This window comes from Photobacterium sp. GB-36 (assembly GCF_003026135.1).
In the GTDB taxonomy this organism is placed as follows: Bacteria; Pseudomonadota; Gammaproteobacteria; order Enterobacterales; family Vibrionaceae; genus Photobacterium.
The window spans coordinates 111,751-129,238 of record NZ_PYNY01000008.1 but is presented as its reverse complement, the minus strand read 5'-3'; the positions used below and the strand labels follow the sequence as shown (position 1 = coordinate 129,238).

The 17,488-nt window shown below is 44.3% G+C and carries 18 protein-coding genes and 1 pseudogene; 12 read left to right on the top strand and 7 right to left on the bottom strand.

The window, feature by feature from the left end; translation table 11 throughout:
• Position 1 precedes the first annotated feature (1 nt).
• A complete protein-coding gene (locus C9J46_RS10080; RefSeq protein WP_107208656.1) occupies positions 2 to 577 on the top strand; it encodes a cytochrome c oxidase assembly protein in 576 nt (191 codons plus the stop codon).
• Entirely contained in the window at positions 561 to 1,457 is an 897-nt protein-coding gene (locus C9J46_RS10075) for a cytochrome c oxidase subunit 3 (protein ID WP_107208655.1), read from the top strand. Before C9J46_RS10080 ends, C9J46_RS10075 begins: the two co-directional genes overlap by 17 nt.
• 22 nt (positions 1,458 to 1,479) lie before the next feature.
• On the opposite strand, the gene C9J46_RS10070 is transcribed toward C9J46_RS10075, so the two are convergent.
• Entirely contained in the window at positions 1,480 to 1,686 is a 207-nt protein-coding gene (locus tag C9J46_RS10070; RefSeq protein WP_105061168.1) for a DUF2909 domain-containing protein, read from the bottom strand.
• Between the two features lie 90 nt (positions 1,687 to 1,776).
• On the opposite strand from C9J46_RS10070, the gene C9J46_RS10065 reads away from it, so the two are divergent.
• From C9J46_RS10065 to C9J46_RS10040, 6 genes and pseudogenes are all read left to right on the top strand, one after another.
• Positions 1,777 to 2,454: an SURF1 family protein gene (locus C9J46_RS10065; RefSeq protein ID WP_107290854.1), complete on the top strand. Its 678-nt coding sequence runs from the start codon at positions 1,777 to 1,779 to the stop codon at positions 2,452 to 2,454.
• A 3-nt stretch (positions 2,455 to 2,457) separates the two neighbouring features.
• Positions 2,458 to 2,994: a cytochrome oxidase gene (locus C9J46_RS10060; protein WP_107208653.1), complete on the top strand. Its 537-nt coding sequence runs from the start codon at positions 2,458 to 2,460 to the stop codon at positions 2,992 to 2,994.
• 24 nt (positions 2,995 to 3,018) lie between these two features.
• A complete protein-coding gene (locus C9J46_RS10055) occupies positions 3,019 to 4,092 on the top strand; it encodes a heme A synthase (RefSeq protein ID WP_107290853.1) in 1,074 nt (357 codons plus the stop codon).
• Positions 4,085 to 4,213, top strand: a pseudogene (locus tag C9J46_RS10050) (protoheme IX farnesyltransferase); the annotation flags it as partial. The gene C9J46_RS10055 and the pseudogene C9J46_RS10050, both read left to right, overlap by 8 nt.
• Before the next feature lie 174 nt (positions 4,214 to 4,387).
• Positions 4,388 to 5,734, top strand: a complete 1,347-nt coding sequence (dinF, locus tag C9J46_RS10045) for an MATE family efflux transporter DinF (protein WP_107287674.1) — start codon at positions 4,388 to 4,390, stop codon at positions 5,732 to 5,734.
• Positions 5,735 to 5,839: 105 nt separating this feature from the next.
• Positions 5,840 to 6,223 carry a 3D domain-containing protein gene (locus C9J46_RS10040; RefSeq protein ID WP_107208650.1) on the top strand — a complete coding sequence of 128 codons (384 nt, stop codon included), beginning with the start codon at positions 5,840 to 5,842 and terminating at the stop codon, positions 6,221 to 6,223.
• Positions 6,224 to 6,296: 73 nt separating this feature from the next.
• Here C9J46_RS10040 and nfuA read toward each other — a convergent pair whose 3' ends face one another.
• Both nfuA and C9J46_RS10030 read right to left on the bottom strand, forming a co-directional pair.
• The gene (gene nfuA / locus C9J46_RS10035) at positions 6,297 to 6,875 is read right to left on the bottom strand and encodes a Fe-S biogenesis protein NfuA (RefSeq protein WP_005371977.1); all 579 of its coding nucleotides are present in this window, start codon (positions 6,873 to 6,875) and stop codon (positions 6,297 to 6,299) included.
• 142 nt (positions 6,876 to 7,017) lie between these two features.
• The gene (locus C9J46_RS10030; protein WP_107208649.1) at positions 7,018 to 7,725 is read right to left on the bottom strand and encodes a ComF family protein; all 708 of its coding nucleotides are present in this window, start codon (positions 7,723 to 7,725) and stop codon (positions 7,018 to 7,020) included.
• 35 nt (positions 7,726 to 7,760) lie between these two features.
• Between C9J46_RS10030 and bioH the strand changes: the two genes are divergently transcribed.
• Together bioH and C9J46_RS10020 are read left to right on the top strand one after the other, a co-directional pair.
• On the top strand, positions 7,761 to 8,543 hold the full coding sequence (bioH, locus tag C9J46_RS10025; RefSeq protein WP_107247044.1) for a pimeloyl-ACP methyl ester esterase BioH: 783 nt from the start codon (positions 7,761 to 7,763) through the stop codon (positions 8,541 to 8,543).
• A 71-nt stretch (positions 8,544 to 8,614) separates the two neighbouring features.
• Positions 8,615 to 9,073 carry an ATP-dependent Lon protease gene (locus tag C9J46_RS10020; RefSeq protein ID WP_105061159.1) on the top strand — a complete coding sequence of 153 codons (459 nt, stop codon included), beginning with the start codon at positions 8,615 to 8,617 and terminating at the stop codon, positions 9,071 to 9,073.
• A 67-nt stretch (positions 9,074 to 9,140) separates the two neighbouring features.
• On the opposite strand, the gene C9J46_RS10015 is transcribed toward C9J46_RS10020, so the two are convergent.
• Together C9J46_RS10015 and greB are read right to left on the bottom strand one after the other, a co-directional pair.
• Positions 9,141 to 11,465 carry a Tex family protein gene (locus C9J46_RS10015; protein ID WP_107287677.1) on the bottom strand — a complete coding sequence of 775 codons (2,325 nt, stop codon included), beginning with the start codon at positions 11,463 to 11,465 and terminating at the stop codon, positions 9,141 to 9,143.
• A gap of 163 nt (positions 11,466 to 11,628) precedes the next feature.
• The gene (gene greB / locus C9J46_RS10010) at positions 11,629 to 12,111 is read right to left on the bottom strand and encodes a transcription elongation factor GreB (RefSeq protein ID WP_105061157.1); all 483 of its coding nucleotides are present in this window, start codon (positions 12,109 to 12,111) and stop codon (positions 11,629 to 11,631) included.
• Positions 12,112 to 12,476: 365 nt separating this feature from the next.
• Between greB and ompR the strand changes: the two genes are divergently transcribed.
• The gene (ompR, locus tag C9J46_RS10005) at positions 12,477 to 13,196 is read left to right on the top strand and encodes a two-component system response regulator OmpR (protein ID WP_005371969.1); all 720 of its coding nucleotides are present in this window, start codon (positions 12,477 to 12,479) and stop codon (positions 13,194 to 13,196) included.
• A gap of 3 nt (positions 13,197 to 13,199) precedes the next feature.
• Positions 13,200 to 14,531, top strand: coding sequence for a two-component system sensor histidine kinase EnvZ (gene envZ, locus C9J46_RS10000; protein WP_107290852.1), 1,332 nt, complete (start codon positions 13,200 to 13,202; stop codon positions 14,529 to 14,531).
• Between the two features lie 70 nt (positions 14,532 to 14,601).
• Here the strand turns inward: envZ and recG are convergent, their stop codons facing one another.
• A complete protein-coding gene (gene recG, locus C9J46_RS09995; protein ID WP_107290851.1) occupies positions 14,602 to 16,683 on the bottom strand; it encodes an ATP-dependent DNA helicase RecG in 2,082 nt (693 codons plus the stop codon).
• Positions 16,683 to 17,408 (bottom strand): tRNA (guanosine(18)-2'-O)-methyltransferase TrmH, encoded by a 726-nt coding sequence (gene trmH, locus C9J46_RS09990; RefSeq protein ID WP_107207438.1) that lies wholly within the window; start codon positions 17,406 to 17,408, stop codon positions 16,683 to 16,685. The genes recG and trmH overlap by 1 nt, the downstream gene beginning before the upstream one ends.
• Between the last annotated feature and the right edge of the window lie 80 nt (positions 17,409 to 17,488).

Sequence of the window (17,488 nt, the reverse complement as noted above, 5' to 3'; positions counted from 1 at the left end):
GATGGATGAGCCGAAAAAACAGCGATCATTGTGGGGGTTAATTGCCGCAGCAGTTGGGATGTTTGGCTTTGCTTTTGCGTTGGTTCCCCTTTATGACGTGTTTTGCGATATCACGGGGATCAATGGAAAAACAGCCACAACACCCACAGAAACCAGTGATCGAGTGGATACCAGCCGAGAAGTGACGGTTGAATTTGTTGCCTACATTAATCCAGGTGTGAGGTGGCAATTTACGCCTCAGGTAAAGCAAATCACGGTGCATCCTGGTGAAACAAAAATCATTAAATACGATGCGAAAAACTTAAATAAAGTCGCCACTATCGGACAAGCTGTGCCCTCGGTAACACCGGGCGTAGCGGCGAAGTATTTCAATAAAATCGAATGTTTTTGTTTTAATCATCAGCCTTTAGAGGGTGGTGAAAATGCAGAATTGCCGTTGGTGTTCTATATCGACCCTGACTTGCCGAAAGAGATAGAAACACTGACTTTAGCTTACACCCTATTCAACGTTGCAACGGACAAGGATAACCCTGTGATTGAGCAACACAGTGAGGTGGATAATGTCAAAGCCCTATAGTGAAACCGATAACTTACCGCCAACAACGAAATATTATGTCCCCGATGAAAGTGCATGGCCCATAGTGGGGGCAATTGCTTTATTTCTTATAGCGTTAGGTGCTGGCGCGACTGTCGGAGATCTGTTTGGCGGTCAAGGTCCTTGGATCTTATTGGTAGGTGTGGGGCTAATTTTATTAATGCTAGTGGGTTGGTTCCGTGATGTGATCCGAGAATCGATGGCGGGGCTTTATAGTGCGCAGATGGATCGCTCGTTTCGTCAGGGAATGAGCTGGTTTATTTTCTCAGAAGTGATGTTCTTCGCTGCTTTCTTTGGCGCGCTATTTTATGCCCGAATGATTGCTGTGCCATGGCTGGGTGGTGCAAGTAATAATGTCATGACCAATGCGGTGTTGTGGCCGGACTTTGTCGCCATGTGGCCATTGGAAAAAACGCCAGATGGCACCGAAACCCAAGCGATGGGGCCAATAGGTTTGCCGCTTTATAACACCATTTTATTACTGACATCATCGGTGACATTGCATTTTGCTCATACCGCATTAGAGCAAAATAATCGTCCTCGATTGAAGTTGCTACTGTTGCTTACAGTATTACTAGGTGCGGTGTTTGTGTACTTACAAGGTGTTGAATATGTCCATGCTTATGAAGACATGAACCTACGATTAGATGCAGGGATTTATGGTAATACCTTCTTTATGTTAACTGGGTTTCATGGCGTTCATGTCACGCTTGGTGCGATTATCTTGTTTATTGTGTGGTGTCGAATTTTAAAAGGGCACTTTACGCCTGAACATCATTTTGCATTTCAAGCAGGCGCTTGGTATTGGCACTTTGTTGATGTGGTGTGGTTAGGTTTATTTCTGTTTGTTTATATTCTTTAGTGTTTATTTTGAAGATACAAGATTAATACGGGCGAGGGTTGGGGGTGATAACCCCAGTTAATAAAGCAATCACAATCAGGCTAAAAACAACGACAGATAAGCCAATACGCCAGCCTAAGTAATGCGACATTGGGCGTGATGATTGACCTTTTAACATGATTGGGAGGGCTTTAAAAAGATTGACGATGATCACCAGTAATAAGCCGATAAGCAGTATTTTTATCAACATCGAAAGCCTCTGATTGAATAGGGGTGATAACACATTAAGCGCTTATTTAAGGATAGCTGTTTTCAACCAATAGGGATGGAGGAAACATCGATGCGAAAAGTTGCTTTTGTTATTTTTACCTTCATCGTGGTGTGTATGTTAGGGCGATTAGGCTTTTGGCAATTAAGCCGAGCAGCTGAAAAGCTTCAATTACAGCAGCGAGTAGAAGAAACGATTCAGACCGAACCTATCTCTGATATTACGCAATTACCCAGTACGCCCGTTTGGCATAATGTGGCGCTTACTGGTGTGTTTGATAATCAGCATCCGATCTTACTTGATAACCAACTAAATAATGGTCAAGCAGGCTACCATTTTTATCTCCCTTTCTTTAGCCAAGGTCAATGGATATTGGTCAATCTTGGCTGGATTGCCGCGCCTCCTTATCGTGAGTTATATCCCGTGTTACCACAATTTAGTGGCGAAAAAGTCATTACCGGTCTAATTGCACCAACCACCTCATTATTACAACTCAAACCAGAATCATCTGCCGTGAGTTGGCCGTTACGGGTACAAAATATTGAACCGGCATGGCTGTCACAACAATTAAATCGCGCCCTACCGCAATGGGTGGTTCAAATTGCAGCGACTAACCCTCTAGCGTTAAAACAAAATTGGACCCCTGTTGTGATGAAAGCGGATAAGCATTATGGCTACGCCACGCAGTGGTTTGTTTTAGCCTTTGCGGTATTAGGGATGGCTGGGTGGTGGCTATATAAGAGGGAATAAGGAATGAAAAAATATCAGGTTTTAATGTTATTAGGTGTGATGTTTTTACTGCCTATCATCCTAGCGAAATTAATCTTAACCCAACAGTGGTATAGCGGTGGTGTCACCAATAAAGGTCAATTATTAACTCCACCGTTGACGGCAAATTGGCTTGCGTCTGGAAAGTGGCAACTTATTTATTGGTTGCCTCAACAATGTGATAGCCGTTGTGAAGGTGCATTATTTCACTTAAAGCAAATGCCTCTTGCTGTTGGGGCTTATCAAGATCGGGTGAGAAGTGTTTTGCTGCTCGCCCCCGTTGAACCAACAACCGTCGTTCCCGTTGATGTTGAAAATCTGCAACGCTATCGCAGCAACACAGCAGAATATGAGCAATTTGCGCCATCTCAATATGGACTCAATGCAGTATACCTAGCCGATCCTCATGGCAATGTGATGATGGCCTATCCGCTAGAGGCTGAACCACAGGCCATTTTAGCACAAGGTAAAGACATCTTACGTGATTTAAAAAGGCTGCTAAAAGTATCAAAAATTGGCTAAATGTCATAAATAGTGGGATTGATTATGCATAAAACGCAAAAAGATAAACTGTTCTACTTTTTAGTCACCGCTGCCTTTTTTCTCTCTTTGATTGTGGTTGGGATGGGGGCTTATACGCGGTTAACGGATGCGGGGTTAGGGTGTCCCGATTGGCCTGGCTGTTATGGGTTCATGTCAGTACCGCAAACGGAATCACAATTACAAGCAGCACAAGCGATTTACCCTGATTCGCCTGTTGAACCGGTAAAAGCATGGAATGAAATGGTACATCGCTATATTGCAGGCTCGCTAGGTCTTTTGGTGTTAATGATTGCTGTGATGGCATGGAGTCGAAGTGGACGGCCTAAATTGTTACCCAGTGTGTTATTGGGTGTGGTTTCTTTTCAAGCGTTACTTGGAATGTGGACGGTTACCATGCAACTTATGCCTGTTGTAGTGATGGCGCATTTGTTGGGCGGTTTTACTATTGTATCGTTATTGTGGCTACTACGTTTACGGATTCAACCTAACCCCCTTTTCTATCAAGAGGGTTTTAAACCCCATTTATCATTATCACATCGATATTTAACGGTACTCAAAAGCGCAGCAATTGCAGTTTTAGTTGTTGTGATAAGCCAAATTGCATTAGGAGGCTGGACAGCGGCTAATTATGCCGCCGTTGTATGCACACAATTACCGATATGCGAAGGGGATTGGCAGGGAATATTTGATCCTCGCGCGTTTGAATTGATTCAACCTCAACACAGTAGCTATGAATATGGCGTTTTAGATTATGCCCAAAGGGTCTCTATTCATGTTACTCATCGTATTGGTGCAATTATCACAGCGGTTTTGGTGTTGGTGTTGGCTGGGTTGCTGTGGCTTAAACCGCCCTTACGTCGCTATAGCATTGCGATGATAGGGGGATTAACGATACAAATAATATTAGGCATTACCAATGTGCTTGCTAACTTGCCGTTACTGATTGCCGTTGCGCACAATGTAGTTGGATTAATCTTACTACTTACCGTTGTCACCACCTGTTATCGCCTGATATGCAATTGCCGCTCCCCATTAGAGGTAGAGTCTTTTGCATCGGAGAGCGCTACGCATGGATAAATCACAACGGCTTCATTCCAGTCGAGTTCGTTCGCCAGCGATAGCGGTTTGGCGTGATTACCTTACGATGACGAAACCAAAAGTCGTCGCCATGTTATTACTGACCGCATTAGTGGGCATTTATTGGCTTTATTTGTAGTACTTCTTACCTATCATTGGTGACTACCTTGGTATGGTTAGTCTCTCCGATGAACAACAGATCTTATACGCTTTAATCAATAAGACTTTTGTCGCCATAATCAACTGGTTAAACTGCTCTGCTATATAACAATAATTATCGCGGCAGAGGTAGTACGTGCTAGCAGCATTAAAAGACAAATCATTACATTATCAGGTGTTTGCATTAGCCCTGCCAATGGTACTTTCAAACATTACAGTACCGTTACTCGGGCTGGTGGATGCTGCTGTGATCGGACACCTTGATAAGTCGTGGTATCTCGGTGGCGTCGCGGTTGGCGGTACCATGATCAACGTTACATTCTGGTTGTTGGGTTTCTTACGCATGGCAACCACAGGGATTACGGCGCAAGCTTTTGGCCGAGAAGATAAACATGGGCAAGCGGCTATTTTTGTTCAAGGTATCGCGTTGGCATGGTTACTCGCGTTTATTCTTATTGCCTTACACCAACCTGTCAGCAGTGCTATTTTCCATTTCAGTGATGCTAGTAATGAAGTGAAAGTTTACGCAGAGCAATACTTTTCAATCCGTATTTGGGGAGCGCCTGCCGCTTTAGCAAACTTTGTCATCATGGGCTGGTTACTTGGGGCGCAAAATGCCAAGTTGCCAATGTGGCTTTTGATCATCACTAACCTTGTTAATATTCTTTTGGATGTTCTGTTTGTATTAGGCTTTGGCTGGAAAGTTCAAGGTGCTGCTTCTGCGTCGGTACTAGCTGATTATAGTGGTATGTTATTAGGGTTATGGTTTGTTTCTCGTCAATGGTTAGCGTTAGGTTTGCCGCCGTTAAAAGAAAAAATTATGGCTGCGCGACATGGTATAGGGCGACTACTTAAATTAAACCGAGATATCTTTTTACGGAGCTTGTGCTTACAAGCGACGTTTACCTTTATGACTTTCCAAGGTGCAACACTAGGCGATAATGTAGTCGCGGCAAACGCTGTGTTAATGAGCTTTTTAATGTTGGTGTCTTATGCCATGGACGGTTTTGCTTATGCGATGGAAGCATTAGTAGGAAAAGCCGTTGGTGCGAACAATCGTGATCAGTTAGGACGTTATTTAATTAACACTACATTTTGGAGTTTTATAATATCTGTTGCGCTTACATTGACATTTTCTTTAGGTGGTGAGCGCATAGTCAGTTTGATCTCCGATCTTCCAGCGGTTCAAGCTGAAGCTGATATTTATTTGCCTTGGCTTGCTGCAGTACCATTAGTGGCTATGTGGTGTTTTTTACTGGATGGTGTCTTTGTTGGCGCGACGCAAGGGCGAGTTATGCGCAACAGTATGTTTGTTGCAACCAGTGGTTTTTTTGCCATTTGGTGGTTAATGGATAGCTATGGCAACCATGCATTATGGGCGGCGATGTTAGGTTTTATGGCATTACGTGGTGTGACATTAGCGGTTATTTTCGGTTACCAGTGGAAAAAAAATATTTTCTTATCTCCTGCATTAAAACAGTAAGTTAGATTTAAAATATACATTTTGTATTAATTTTGAGCAAAAAAAGCTATCAAACCTGATGTTGTTTTGGTTAAAATGCGAGCACTTTTTAGCCGGGTGTTGGATATGAAAAAGAATATTCTTGCTTATTTCTTACTGACTATTGCATTGGTGTTTAGCGTAAATAGCTTTGCTACTACCCATAAAAAAATGCATGTGACAGCGACAGCGTATAATTCTGTTAGGGCGCAGACAAGCTCACACCCTAACATTGCTGCATGGGGAGATAGGTTAAAACCAGGGATGAAAGTAATTGCCGTTTCACGGGATTTGTTGAAAAAAGGATTAAAACGAGGTGTAAAGGTTAAAATATCAGGTTTGCCCGGTGAATATGTTGTGCTGGATAAAATGAATCCCCGTTGGCGTAATAAGATTGATATTTACATGGGGAAAGACATTCGTGCCGCAAAACGCTGGGGACGAAAGAGAGTCACTCTCACCGTATTATAACGAGCATCTTGGTTTCAAAACGAAAAAGCCGCATCTTATATGCGGCTTTTTGATTTTCCGTTCATACTAAAAATTAGTAGTATGAATGCTCACCACGTGCGTGATCGGTAATATCACGAACGCCAGTTAGCTCACCTTCAAACTGTGCGAGTAGCTCTTTTTCGATGCCTTCTTTCAGTGTGACATCAACCATTGAACAACCATTACAGCCACCACCGAATTGTAAGATAGCAACGCCATCTTCAGTGATTTCTGATAAAGAAACGTGACCACCATGACCGGCAAGTTGTGGGTTAACTTGGGTTTGGATAACGTAATCAACACGCTCCATCAATGGTGCATCATCAGACACTTTACGCACTTTTGCATTCGGTGCTTTAAGTGTAAGTTGTGAGCCCATTTTGTCAGTAACAAAATCAATTTCAGCATCTTCTAAAAATGGCAGGCTTAGCTCATCAAGAAAAGCAGAAAATAGCTCTAGTTTGATTTCGGTGTCGCTTGCTTCAACCGCTTCAGGTGGGCAGTAGGATACACCACACTCAGCACTTTGAGTGCCTGGGTTAACAACAAAAACACGGATATTAGTACCCTCAGGCTGCTGGGCAAGAAGCTTGCCGAAGTGCTGCTGAGCGCTTTCAGTAATAGTGATCATTGACACGACGTAATACCTGACCTATTTAGTGAGTTTTCTCTATTCTACTCTTAGAGAGACGTTCTATCATCCCTAATATTAGCATTTTTAATTTCACCACGTTTTACATCATAATGCGCGACTTTTTTGTTATAAGTGATGACTATACGGGTTTTTCGGTATGACAAATCGTAATTATATCAACGCGCTTTACGCCTTGCTGGTGGAGTCTTTTGGTTAATAATGCCACGGTTGTTCCAGTTGTAACGACATCATCAACCAAGGCCACATGCTGCGGAAGCGCACAGTCTTTAATAGCAAAGGCATTGGCTAAATTAGTTTTACGTTGTTTTTTTGTCAGGGATTTTTGTGCTTGAGTATGGCGAGTCCTCACCAATACATTGTGATCAACTTGGGTACTAAGTTCACGAGCTAAGGCTAACGCTAAGTAATGACTTTGGTTAAATCCTCGTTGCCAATAACGCCAGCGGTGCAACGGAACAGGAAGCAATAAAGGGGCGGGGTCGGTAATTTGTTTTGCTAATTGTTTGGCTAATGGTTTTGCAAGCCAGAACTTTTTCCCAAATTTAAATTGGCTAACTAATTGCTGTAGAGGCGGTTGGTACTCACCTAAACGATACAATCGTTGCCAAGGTGGCGGAGTCGTCAAACACTGACCACAATATTGTTCAGCGTTTAAAGTCGTTGTACCACATCGTTGACAGTAAGGCGGGGATGGAAATTGAGAAAGACAATAATGACACCAATAATCATCATTGGGTTCGAGTGGTAACTGACATAAGCTACAGTGGCGAAATAATAGTTTACGGCAGGTGTGAGATAGCCAAGCCGTTGTGTTTTTTGGCATCATAAACAAAACCTCAAAAAACCGAATAAGGAAGTGTAATGGCGGTAATGCTTGATTGGCACAGTAAAGGTCAAGGCTCGGATCTGGTTCTCATTCATGGCTGGGGAATGAATGGTGCGGTATGGCAAGATGTGATCCCAGCCCTCGCTGAGCATTTTACTGTGCATTGGTGTGATTTGCCGGGTTACGGTTATAGCGGTGATGTTACTGCGGAGTCCTTGGTCGAGATCACGCAAGCGGTATTAGCGCGCGCCCCTCAGAAAGCAGCGTGGTTAGGCTGGTCACTGGGTGGTCTAGTGGCAACGCAAGCGGCATTACTTGCACCTGAGCGTGTAACACAATTAATGACTTTAGCCAGTTCGCCAAGTTTTATGGCGCGAGAAAAATGGCGAGGGATCAAACCGGATGTACTCAGGAATTTTCAATCACAGCTCGCCTCTGATTTTAACTTAACGGTAGAGCGATTCTTAGCGTTACAAGCGATGGGCAGCCCGACAGCCCGACAGGATATAAAGAATTTAAAGCAAGCCGTTCTTGAACGACCGACGCCACAACCCTCAGCCTTGGCGCTGGGGTTAATGTTACTTGAAACCGTTGATCAGCGAGCAGAACTGTCATTGCTCACTCAACCTTGGCTACGAATGTATGGTCGCTTAGATGGCTTGGTACCCGTTAAAACAGAAGCCGCGATTAGCAAGCTCTGCCCACAGTCATTGAGTTATGTTTTTCAGTCGGCATCTCATGCACCGTTTATTTCACATCCTGATGAATTTATCGCTGCAGTGCGGCAGTTTATTGCTGAAGATGCTGTTGTATCTTAAAAATTACCGTTATGATTAAATAGTAACCACTTGGGTTTGTTTACTTTGCACATGGTGAATTTGTTTTCGGTATGAATATTTCTCCTCTACAAGCTGGTGGTGTGCCATTAGCCACAACGGTCAATCCGCCAACCGATCAAGTTGCGCGAGATAACCGAGTGCGAGAAAAAATTGTTCCGTTAACTGCAAGTAGTGCGGCGGCAGATGAAAAACCAATAACCAGTGAAGAGAAACAGCTAAAAAAACCAAGTTGGGATCCGAGTGAACATCCGGATTATGATAAGCAAGATGATGAAATTTTAAAAGGTTATCAAGAGGATATTGCCCGTCTTGTTGATCTGCTATCTGCCAGTAATTATCTTGAGAAAGACAGTGCACTGGGTTACAGCATGCACATTAAATTACCGCGAGAATTACTTGAGCAATTAGATAAAATTAATCAAAACGAGCGGACTAAAGGGGTGGTGGCATTTAAGTATGCACAAGCCAGTGTGCCAAACCCGCCAACAGAATATCTACAAGTGATTTGATTTCTAGTAGATAAAAGAAAGCCAGACATCTCGTCTGGCTTTTTGTTTAACTTAATAAGACGTTAGCTTATTTTTTCTTGGCATTAGCAAAGGCTGCTGCAAACGCACCACCCATTGCGGCATTACCGTTATCACGTTGACGAGGTTGGCTTTGTGGTTGACTTCGTGCAGGACGTGCTGAATTATCGCGAGGTTGACGAGTCGGCTTCTCTTGTCCTGGCTCATCAGACAGACGCATCGACATACCAATACGCTTACGCTGTAAATCCACTTCCATCACTTTCACTTTGACGATATCACCGGCTTTTACCACTTCGCGCGGATCTGAAACGAACTTATCAGACAGGGCGGAGATATGGACTAAACCATCTTGGTGTACGCCGACATCAACAAAAGCACCGAAGTTAGTTACGTTAGTGATCACGCCTTCTAATACCATGCCAGGGATCAGATCTTTTACTTCATTAACGCCTTCGGCAAAGGTGGCTGTTTTAAACTCAGGACGAGGATCTCGACCAGGTTTATCCAGCTCGCTAATGATGTCGGTTACCGTTGGTAAGCCGAAATCAGCATCGGTGTAGTCAGCGGCTTTTAAGCTACGTAGGAAATCGGTGTTACCTATGATCGCATCAACCGGTTTATTATTAGCAGCCGAAATAGCTTTAACTACCGCATAAGATTCTGGGTGAACTGCAGAGCTATCAAGTGGGTTTTTACCGTTCATTATCCGTAAGAATCCAGCGCACTGCTCAAAGGCTTTTGGCCCTAAACGGCCGACTTTTTTCAGGGCTGTACGCGCATCAAAGCGACCATTTTCATCACGGTAGTTCACGATGTTTTGTGCGATGGTGGCGTTCAAACCTGCCACGCGTGTCAGTAGTGCAGCAGATGCAGTATTGACATCCACACCCACGGCGTTTACACAGTCTTCTACGACAGCATCGAGGCGTTTCGCTAACATGCTTTGGCTAACATCGTGTTGGTATTGACCTACACCGATAGATTTCGGATCAATTTTTACTAACTCTGCTAATGGGTCTTGCAGGCGACGACCAATAGACACCGCGCCACGGATAGAAACATCTAGGTTTGGGAATTCATTTGCAGCAAGCTCTGATGCAGAGTATACCGATGCACCGGCTTCACTCACCATTACGCTCTGTACTTTTAGATTATTATCTTTAAGTAGTTTGGCAACAAACGCATCTGTTTCACGTGAAGCAGTACCATTACCAATCGCAATTAAGTTAACGTTATGCTTGTTGATTAAGGCTAAAACAACTTTGCTTGATTCTGCAATTTTGTTGTGGGGTTGATGCGGGTAGATGGTGGCAGTATCGAGTAACTTGCCGGTTTCATCAACCACTGCAATCTTACTCCCTGTTCGTAAACCAGGATCGAGTGCTAGTGTGACGCGAGGACCGGCAGGGGCAGCCATTAGCAAATCTTTCAGGTTGTCGGCGAACACTTGCATCGCGCCATCTTCGGCTTTTTCACGCAGTGCGCTCATCAGTTCGGTTTCCATGTGCATTAAAATCTTAATGCGCCATGCCCAACTTATCACTTGCTTACGCCATGCATCAGCTGGTGCCGAGCCCAGTTTTACGCCGTAGTGATCGGCAATAATCACTTCACAGTAAGAGCCTCGCACGCCTTCATCTTGGTTGGGATCAGCATTCAATGCTAATTGTAGGAAGCCTTCATTACGCCCACGAAATAGCGCGAGTGCGCGGTGAGATGGAATGGTTTTTAATGGCTCGTTATATTCAAAGTAATCTTTAAATTTCGCACCATCGTGCTCTTTGCCATCGACAAGACGTGAAGTCAGTTCTGCTTGACCGTTTAACTGGCGACGGATTTTATCAAGCAAGGTGGCATCTTCAGCAAAGCGCTCCATTAAGATTGCGCGAGCGCCATCCAGTACTGCTTTGGTATCAGCAAAGCCTTGCTCTGGATTCAAAAATTGTTCAGCTGCTTGCTCAGGAGTGTTGTCTGGTTGGCTCCAAAGCAGATCAGCTAAAGGCTCAATACCGGCTTCAATGGCAATTTGACCTTTAGTGCGGCGCTTAGGCTTGTAAGGCAAGTAAAGATCTTCAAGACGGGTCTTACTGTCTGCTGTCTTGATTTCAGCCTCTAGCGCAGGGGTCAATTTACCTTGCTCAGTAATCGATTTTAAAATGACCTGACGACGATCATCGAGCTCACGTAAGTAGCCTAAACGTGATTCTAAATTACGAAGTTGGGTATCATCCAAGCCGCCAGTGACTTCTTTACGGTAACGGGCAATAAAAGGCACGGTGTTACCATCATCGAGCAGTGTGACTGCTGCATTGATTTGTTCATTTCGAACATTCAGTTCGCTGGCAATCAGCTGATTGATAGAGTTGCTCATCCGTAGGTATCTCTTGTTTATCGTTAAGCTTACATTCTACGTCTCCCGATGAGAGTGGCAAGTTTACCGATGTTAAGAGTGTGTCAGTGAGCAGAAAAAAGATCGGAAAAGAAGCCGTGTACATAACGAACGGCTTCTATCGTATGCAGTAATGATGATTTAATTACTCAATGTCGGTGTCGTAGCGGATTTCATTGATAAACCATTCTTTCTTGCCAAGCGGAGTGGTAACGACAATATCATCATCGACTTCTTTGCTGAGTAGTGCCCGTGCCATGGGAGAATCAATTGAGATATAGTCGTTTCTGCCATAAATTTCGTCAGGACCAACGATGCGAAAGGTCTTTGTTTCTCCCGCTTCATTTTCAATTTCCACCCAAGCACCAAAGAAGACTTTGCCATCTTGTTGCGGGGAGTAATCAATCACCTTTAATACATCTAAGCGTTTACGTAGAAAGCGGACGCGACGGTCAATTTCACGCAAGCGTTTTTTATTGTATTGGTAGTCGGCATTTTCAGATCTATCACCCAGACTGGCAGCCCAAGTGACTTTCTTGGTCACTTCAGGGCGATCTTCACGCCATAGGAAATCAAGTTCTTTTTTTAATTTATTGTAACCTTCACGCGTCACCAGGTTGGTTCTCATAGCTATCCTTATAACATGACGTGAACGAGGAATGGGGCGATGATCTAACGCTTAGACGGATGGGTCAATAAGCGCAATAATAAATTGTCGCGGTAAGTTTCAAATTATGTAGAAATTAAAGATGAGATATAACAGAGAGCAGGTGTCTTTTCACCAAGATAAAACAGAGTGCAACCCTAGTTTTCACTTCATTTTAGCTTTTTTATAATTACTTAATTGACTCAGGCGCTTATCTGGCGCATAAAACGAATATACATACTCTGTTACATATTTGCCTGAAAAAAACGCAGGAAATTCTGAGTCTGTTTAGTGAGCTGACGTACACTACGGCAAAAGCTCAAGACCTCGACCGCTGAAGGTGGATTATGCAAGAAAATTACAAAATTCTGGTTGTTGATGATGACATGCGCTTACGCGCGCTATTAGAACGTTATTTATCTGAGCAAGGATTTCAGGTTCGAAGTGTGGCAAATGGCGAGCAAATGGATCGTCTATTAGCCCGCGAAACGTTTCATCTAATGGTGTTAGATTTAATGCTACCAGGTGAAGATGGCTTATCAATTTGTCGTCGCTTACGTAATGCCAATAACATGTTACCTATTTTGATGCTAACAGCAAAAGGTGATGAGGTTGATCGCATTGTTGGTCTTGAAGTGGGCGCTGATGATTATCTGCCTAAACCGTTTAACCCTCGAGAGCTGTTAGCGCGTATTCGTGCGGTACTACGTCGTCAAACAATTGAAGCACCGGGCGCACCGAGTGTTGATAGTAAGATGATTGAATTTGGCGAATTCCGTTTAAACTTAGGTACCCGTGAAATGTTCCGTGGCGATGTTCCTATGCCATTAACGTCTGGTGAGTTTGCGGTATTAAAAGCATTGGTTACTAATGCCCGTGAGCCGATGTCACGTGATAAGTTGATGAATATGGCGCGTGGTCGTGAGTATTCTGCAATGGAGCGTTCTATCGACGTACAAATCTCACGTTTACGTCGTATGGTTGAAGAAGATCCAAGCCGTCCACGTTATATCCAAACAGTGTGGGGTTTAGGTTACGTCTTCGTTCCTGATGGTCGCGAGGCGTAAGCCATGCGTTTATCGCCAAAAAGCACATTTGGTCGAACGTTAATCCTATTAGCTGGCTTGCTTATCGCAAGCCAGATTTTTTCGTATCTGACCATAGTTAATTACGCCTTATTACCCAGTATTCAGCAATTCAACCGCATTTTATCTTATGAAGTAAAATTGATGCTTAACGATGAATTGGTGATGCCGGATGATCAATGTGTACACCTTGACCGTCCTCTTCGTCGTAAACTATTAGAAGAGTTAGGTCTCACCTTAGTCGCGCCTGGTAGTGAAGCGGCCAAACCTTTCCATGATGCGATGCATATCGGTTATCTCAGTGAGCAGATGACCAAAGATCTTGGTTCGCCAACCGATGTGCGTTTATTGCTCGGTGCTGACAGTTATGTGCTGTGGCTAAAAACCGATGCGATGCCGAATTTCTTAATGCGGGTCCCGTTATCCGAGCTGCAAGAAGAAGACTTTGCGCCGCTATTTCGCTATAGCCTGATCATTGCCTTTCTTGTGATTGCTGGCGGCTGGTTATTCATTCGGATCCAAAACCGTCCATTAATGGAATTGGAACAGGCTGCACTTATGGTGGGACGTGGTGAAACGCCGCCACAACTTCCTGAGCAAGGTGCCTCTGAAATTCGCTCAGTCACCAAAGCCTTCAATCAGATGTCACAGGGCATTAAACAGCTAGAAGACGATCGCGCATTGTTAATGGCAGGCGTCAGCCACGACTTACGTACACCATTAACCCGTATTCGTCTGGCTACAGAAATGATGTCACCTGAAGATAGTTATTTAGCGGAATCGATGATCACTGATACCGAAGAGTGTAACGCGATCATTAGTCAGTTTATGGATTATCTAAAATCGACTAAAAAGCAGGAAGAAGAAGATCTTGATCTGAATACCTTGCTGATTGATGTTGCGCATACTGAAGGCAGTTACGGTAAAACTATTGAGCAGCAACTCGGTGAAATCCCCGGTATGATTTCCGCTAATGCGGTTGCGCTTAAACGTGCTGTCGCCAATCTTGTGGTGAACGCACAACGCTACGGTAAAGGTTGGGTGAAGATATCGAGTGGTGCTTCTGCTGATCGTAAATCTGTATGGTTTTGCGTTGAAGATGATGGTCCGGGTATTGCGCCTGATCAGGTCAATAAGATGTTCCAACCCCTTACGCGTGGTGATTCAGCTCGCGGTAGTGAAGCGGAAGGGACAGGGTTAGGACTTGCGATTGTGAAGCGTATTGTTGATCAGCATGATGGTGTTATTTTAGTGCGTAACCGCAGCGAAGGTGGTTTACGCGTTGAAGTGACGTTACCACTACATAAAATGAAGTAAGTCAGCAAATGAAAAGCCCACATTACCGCGCGGTAATGTGGGCTTTGTTGTATTTGTACTTTACCAATAACTAAGCGTTTGAGTAGTTTTCTCGTTGTCCTAGCCAGCGATCAATGATGGCTTTGGCGTTATCGGGGTAACTGTCATGAATATAGCGAGCCAGCTTCTGCACTTGTGGGATCATGTATTGGTCACGGATAAGATCGGTGACCTTAAATTCAGCAATACCGGTTTGTTTGGTACCTAATAATTCACCTGGGCCACGAATTTCTAAATCTCGTTGGGCGATCACAAAACCATCACTACTTTGACGTAATACCCCTAAACGCTTTTGTGCGGTTTTAGACAGGGGGGCGTGATAAAGCAATACACAGTGACTCGCAACTTTTCCTCGACCGACACGTCCACGTAGCTGGTGGAGCTGCGCTAAGCCTAATCGTTCCGGGTTTTCAATCACCATTAAACTGGCATTGGGTACATCCACTCCGACTTCAATCACGGTTGTGGCAACTAACAAATTCAGCTCACCAGCTTTGAAACTTGCCATCACCGCTTGTTTTTCTGCGGCTTTCATTCGTCCGTGTACTAAACCAATTTTTAAATCAGGCAGTAAACCCGTCAGTTCATCGGCAGTATCTGAGGCGGCTTGGGCTTCCAACACTTCTGATTCATCAATCAAGGTACATACCCAATAGGCTTGGCGTCCTTCATTAACGCAAGCTGATCGAATACGCTCGATAATTTCAGGGCGACGGGCATCGGGTAAGGCAACAGTTTGGATCGGTGTTCGGCCGGGGGGCAGTTCATCAATGACCGAGGTATCCATATCGGCATAAGCTGTCATGGCAAGAGTACGTGGAATCGGGGTTGCCGTCATGACTAACTGATGTGGGTAGCGACCCTCATTGGCCCCTTTTTCTCGTAGCTCTAAACGCTGATGGACACCAAATCGGTGTTGTTCATCGATGATAACGAGTGCTAAATTTTCAAATTTAACGTGGTCTTGGAATAAGGCATGCGTGCCGACCACCATCTTCACTTCACCACTCGCAATACGGGCAAGTTCCGTTTCGCGCGCTTTGCCTTTCAACTTACCTGCCATCCAACCAACCTGAATACCCATAGGATTAAGCCAGTTGGCAAAGTTGATGGCATGTTGCTCTGCCAGTAACTCTGTTGGTGCCATTAAGGCGACTTGAAAGCTATGTTCGATGGCGCGTAGGGCGGCAAGAGCGGCAACTAAGGTTTTACCTGAGCCAACATCTCCTTGAACTAAACGCATCATTGGTTGCGGCTTAATAAGATCGGCTTCAATGTCTGCGACAACACGTTGCTGCGCACCTGTTGGAGTGAACGGCAGACTATCGAGCAGTTGCTGCTTTAATGAATCTTTCGCGGCAAGTGGCCAAGCACTATGTTGTTGTCCTTTGCTGCGCAATGCCAACATCGATAAATTTTGCGCCAACAATTCTTCTAAAATTAACCGGTGTTGAGCAGGATGCTTACCTGCTTCTAATTGATCTAATGAGATATCAGGGGTTGGACGATGCATCGCACGTAATGCCTGCGCAAGCGTCATTTGACGGTCGTATAAACCTTCAGGCAGTAGTTCTGTCACCGCTGCCTTATCGAGCAAGTTGAGCGCTTGGTCGGTTAGGTTACGCAGGGTCTGTTGACGTAAGCCATCAGTGGTTGGATATACTGGTGTTAAGGTTTCTTCAACACTAAGCTCGGTTGGCTCTGAGAAAATACGGTAATCCGGATGAATGATCTCAAGACCGAATTTACTGCCTTTGATTTCGCCGTAAGCCTTAACTTGTTTACCTTCAGCAAAGCTATTTTTCATTGCTGCATTGAAATTAAAAAAGCGCAGCGTAACAGAGCCTGTGCCGTCTCCAATTTTTACTGCCAGCATTTTACGTTTACCAAAAGTAATACTGGTATGGTGGACTTCACCTTGAACGGTCAAGTGTTGCCCTGGCATGGCTCGATTGATAGGCCAAATACGAGTGCGATCCTCATAGCGCAATGGTAAGTGAAACAGTAAATCTTGGACATTATGGAGCCCAATCTTTTCCAGTTTCTCTGCCATTTTTGCTCCAACGCCAGAGAGTTCAGCTAGCGAAATAGTATTGAGGAGTTGTCCGCTCATTACTCGTTATTCTCCATTGCGGGTTGGCGTTTTTTCATTTTCTTCGCTTGCATGGCTGCCCACCATGCTTCATCAGCAACAATCTGACCTTGATCATCGAGTTGTGGGTAAGGTAAGCCCTTTTGTTGTGCGACTTTAGCAAGAACAGGATGCCCGCGTTCAAACAAAATACGGTTAACGACATCATCTGGTAGTAAGGTTTTTTCACGCTCATACATACCAGCATTTTGACGTTGGCGTTGTGCTTCGTACAAAATCAACGCGCTTGCGACTGACACATTTAATGACTGCACCATACCGACCATTGGAATGATGATATCTTGATCGGCCATCGCTAGCGCTTCAGCTGTGATGCCGTTTTTCTCTCCGCCTAAAATAATCGCTGTTGGTTTGGTGTAATCAACATCACGAAAATCAATCGCAGTATCAGATAGGTTGGTAGCCAGTACCTGCATGCCTTGATCTTTTAATGCTTGAACGGCTTCAACCATAGAATCATGGGTATCTAATTCAACCCAGTTACGCGCACCAGCCGAAGTATGGCTTAATACTTTCATCCCTTCTTTGGGCCAAACGGCATGGACTTTATGTACACCGACAGCATCAGCTGTGCGGATTATCGCTGAGACATTATTTGGTTTGTGGACTTCTTCCATACATACCGTCAGATCGGGCTGACGCGTTGCCAATACTTGGTGGATACGTTGAAAACGATCTGGGGTCATGGAGGTTACCTAATGAAAACAAATGAGATAGGTTAATGATAATAAGGCTTTATTGCCAAATACACAAAACGCCCAATAAA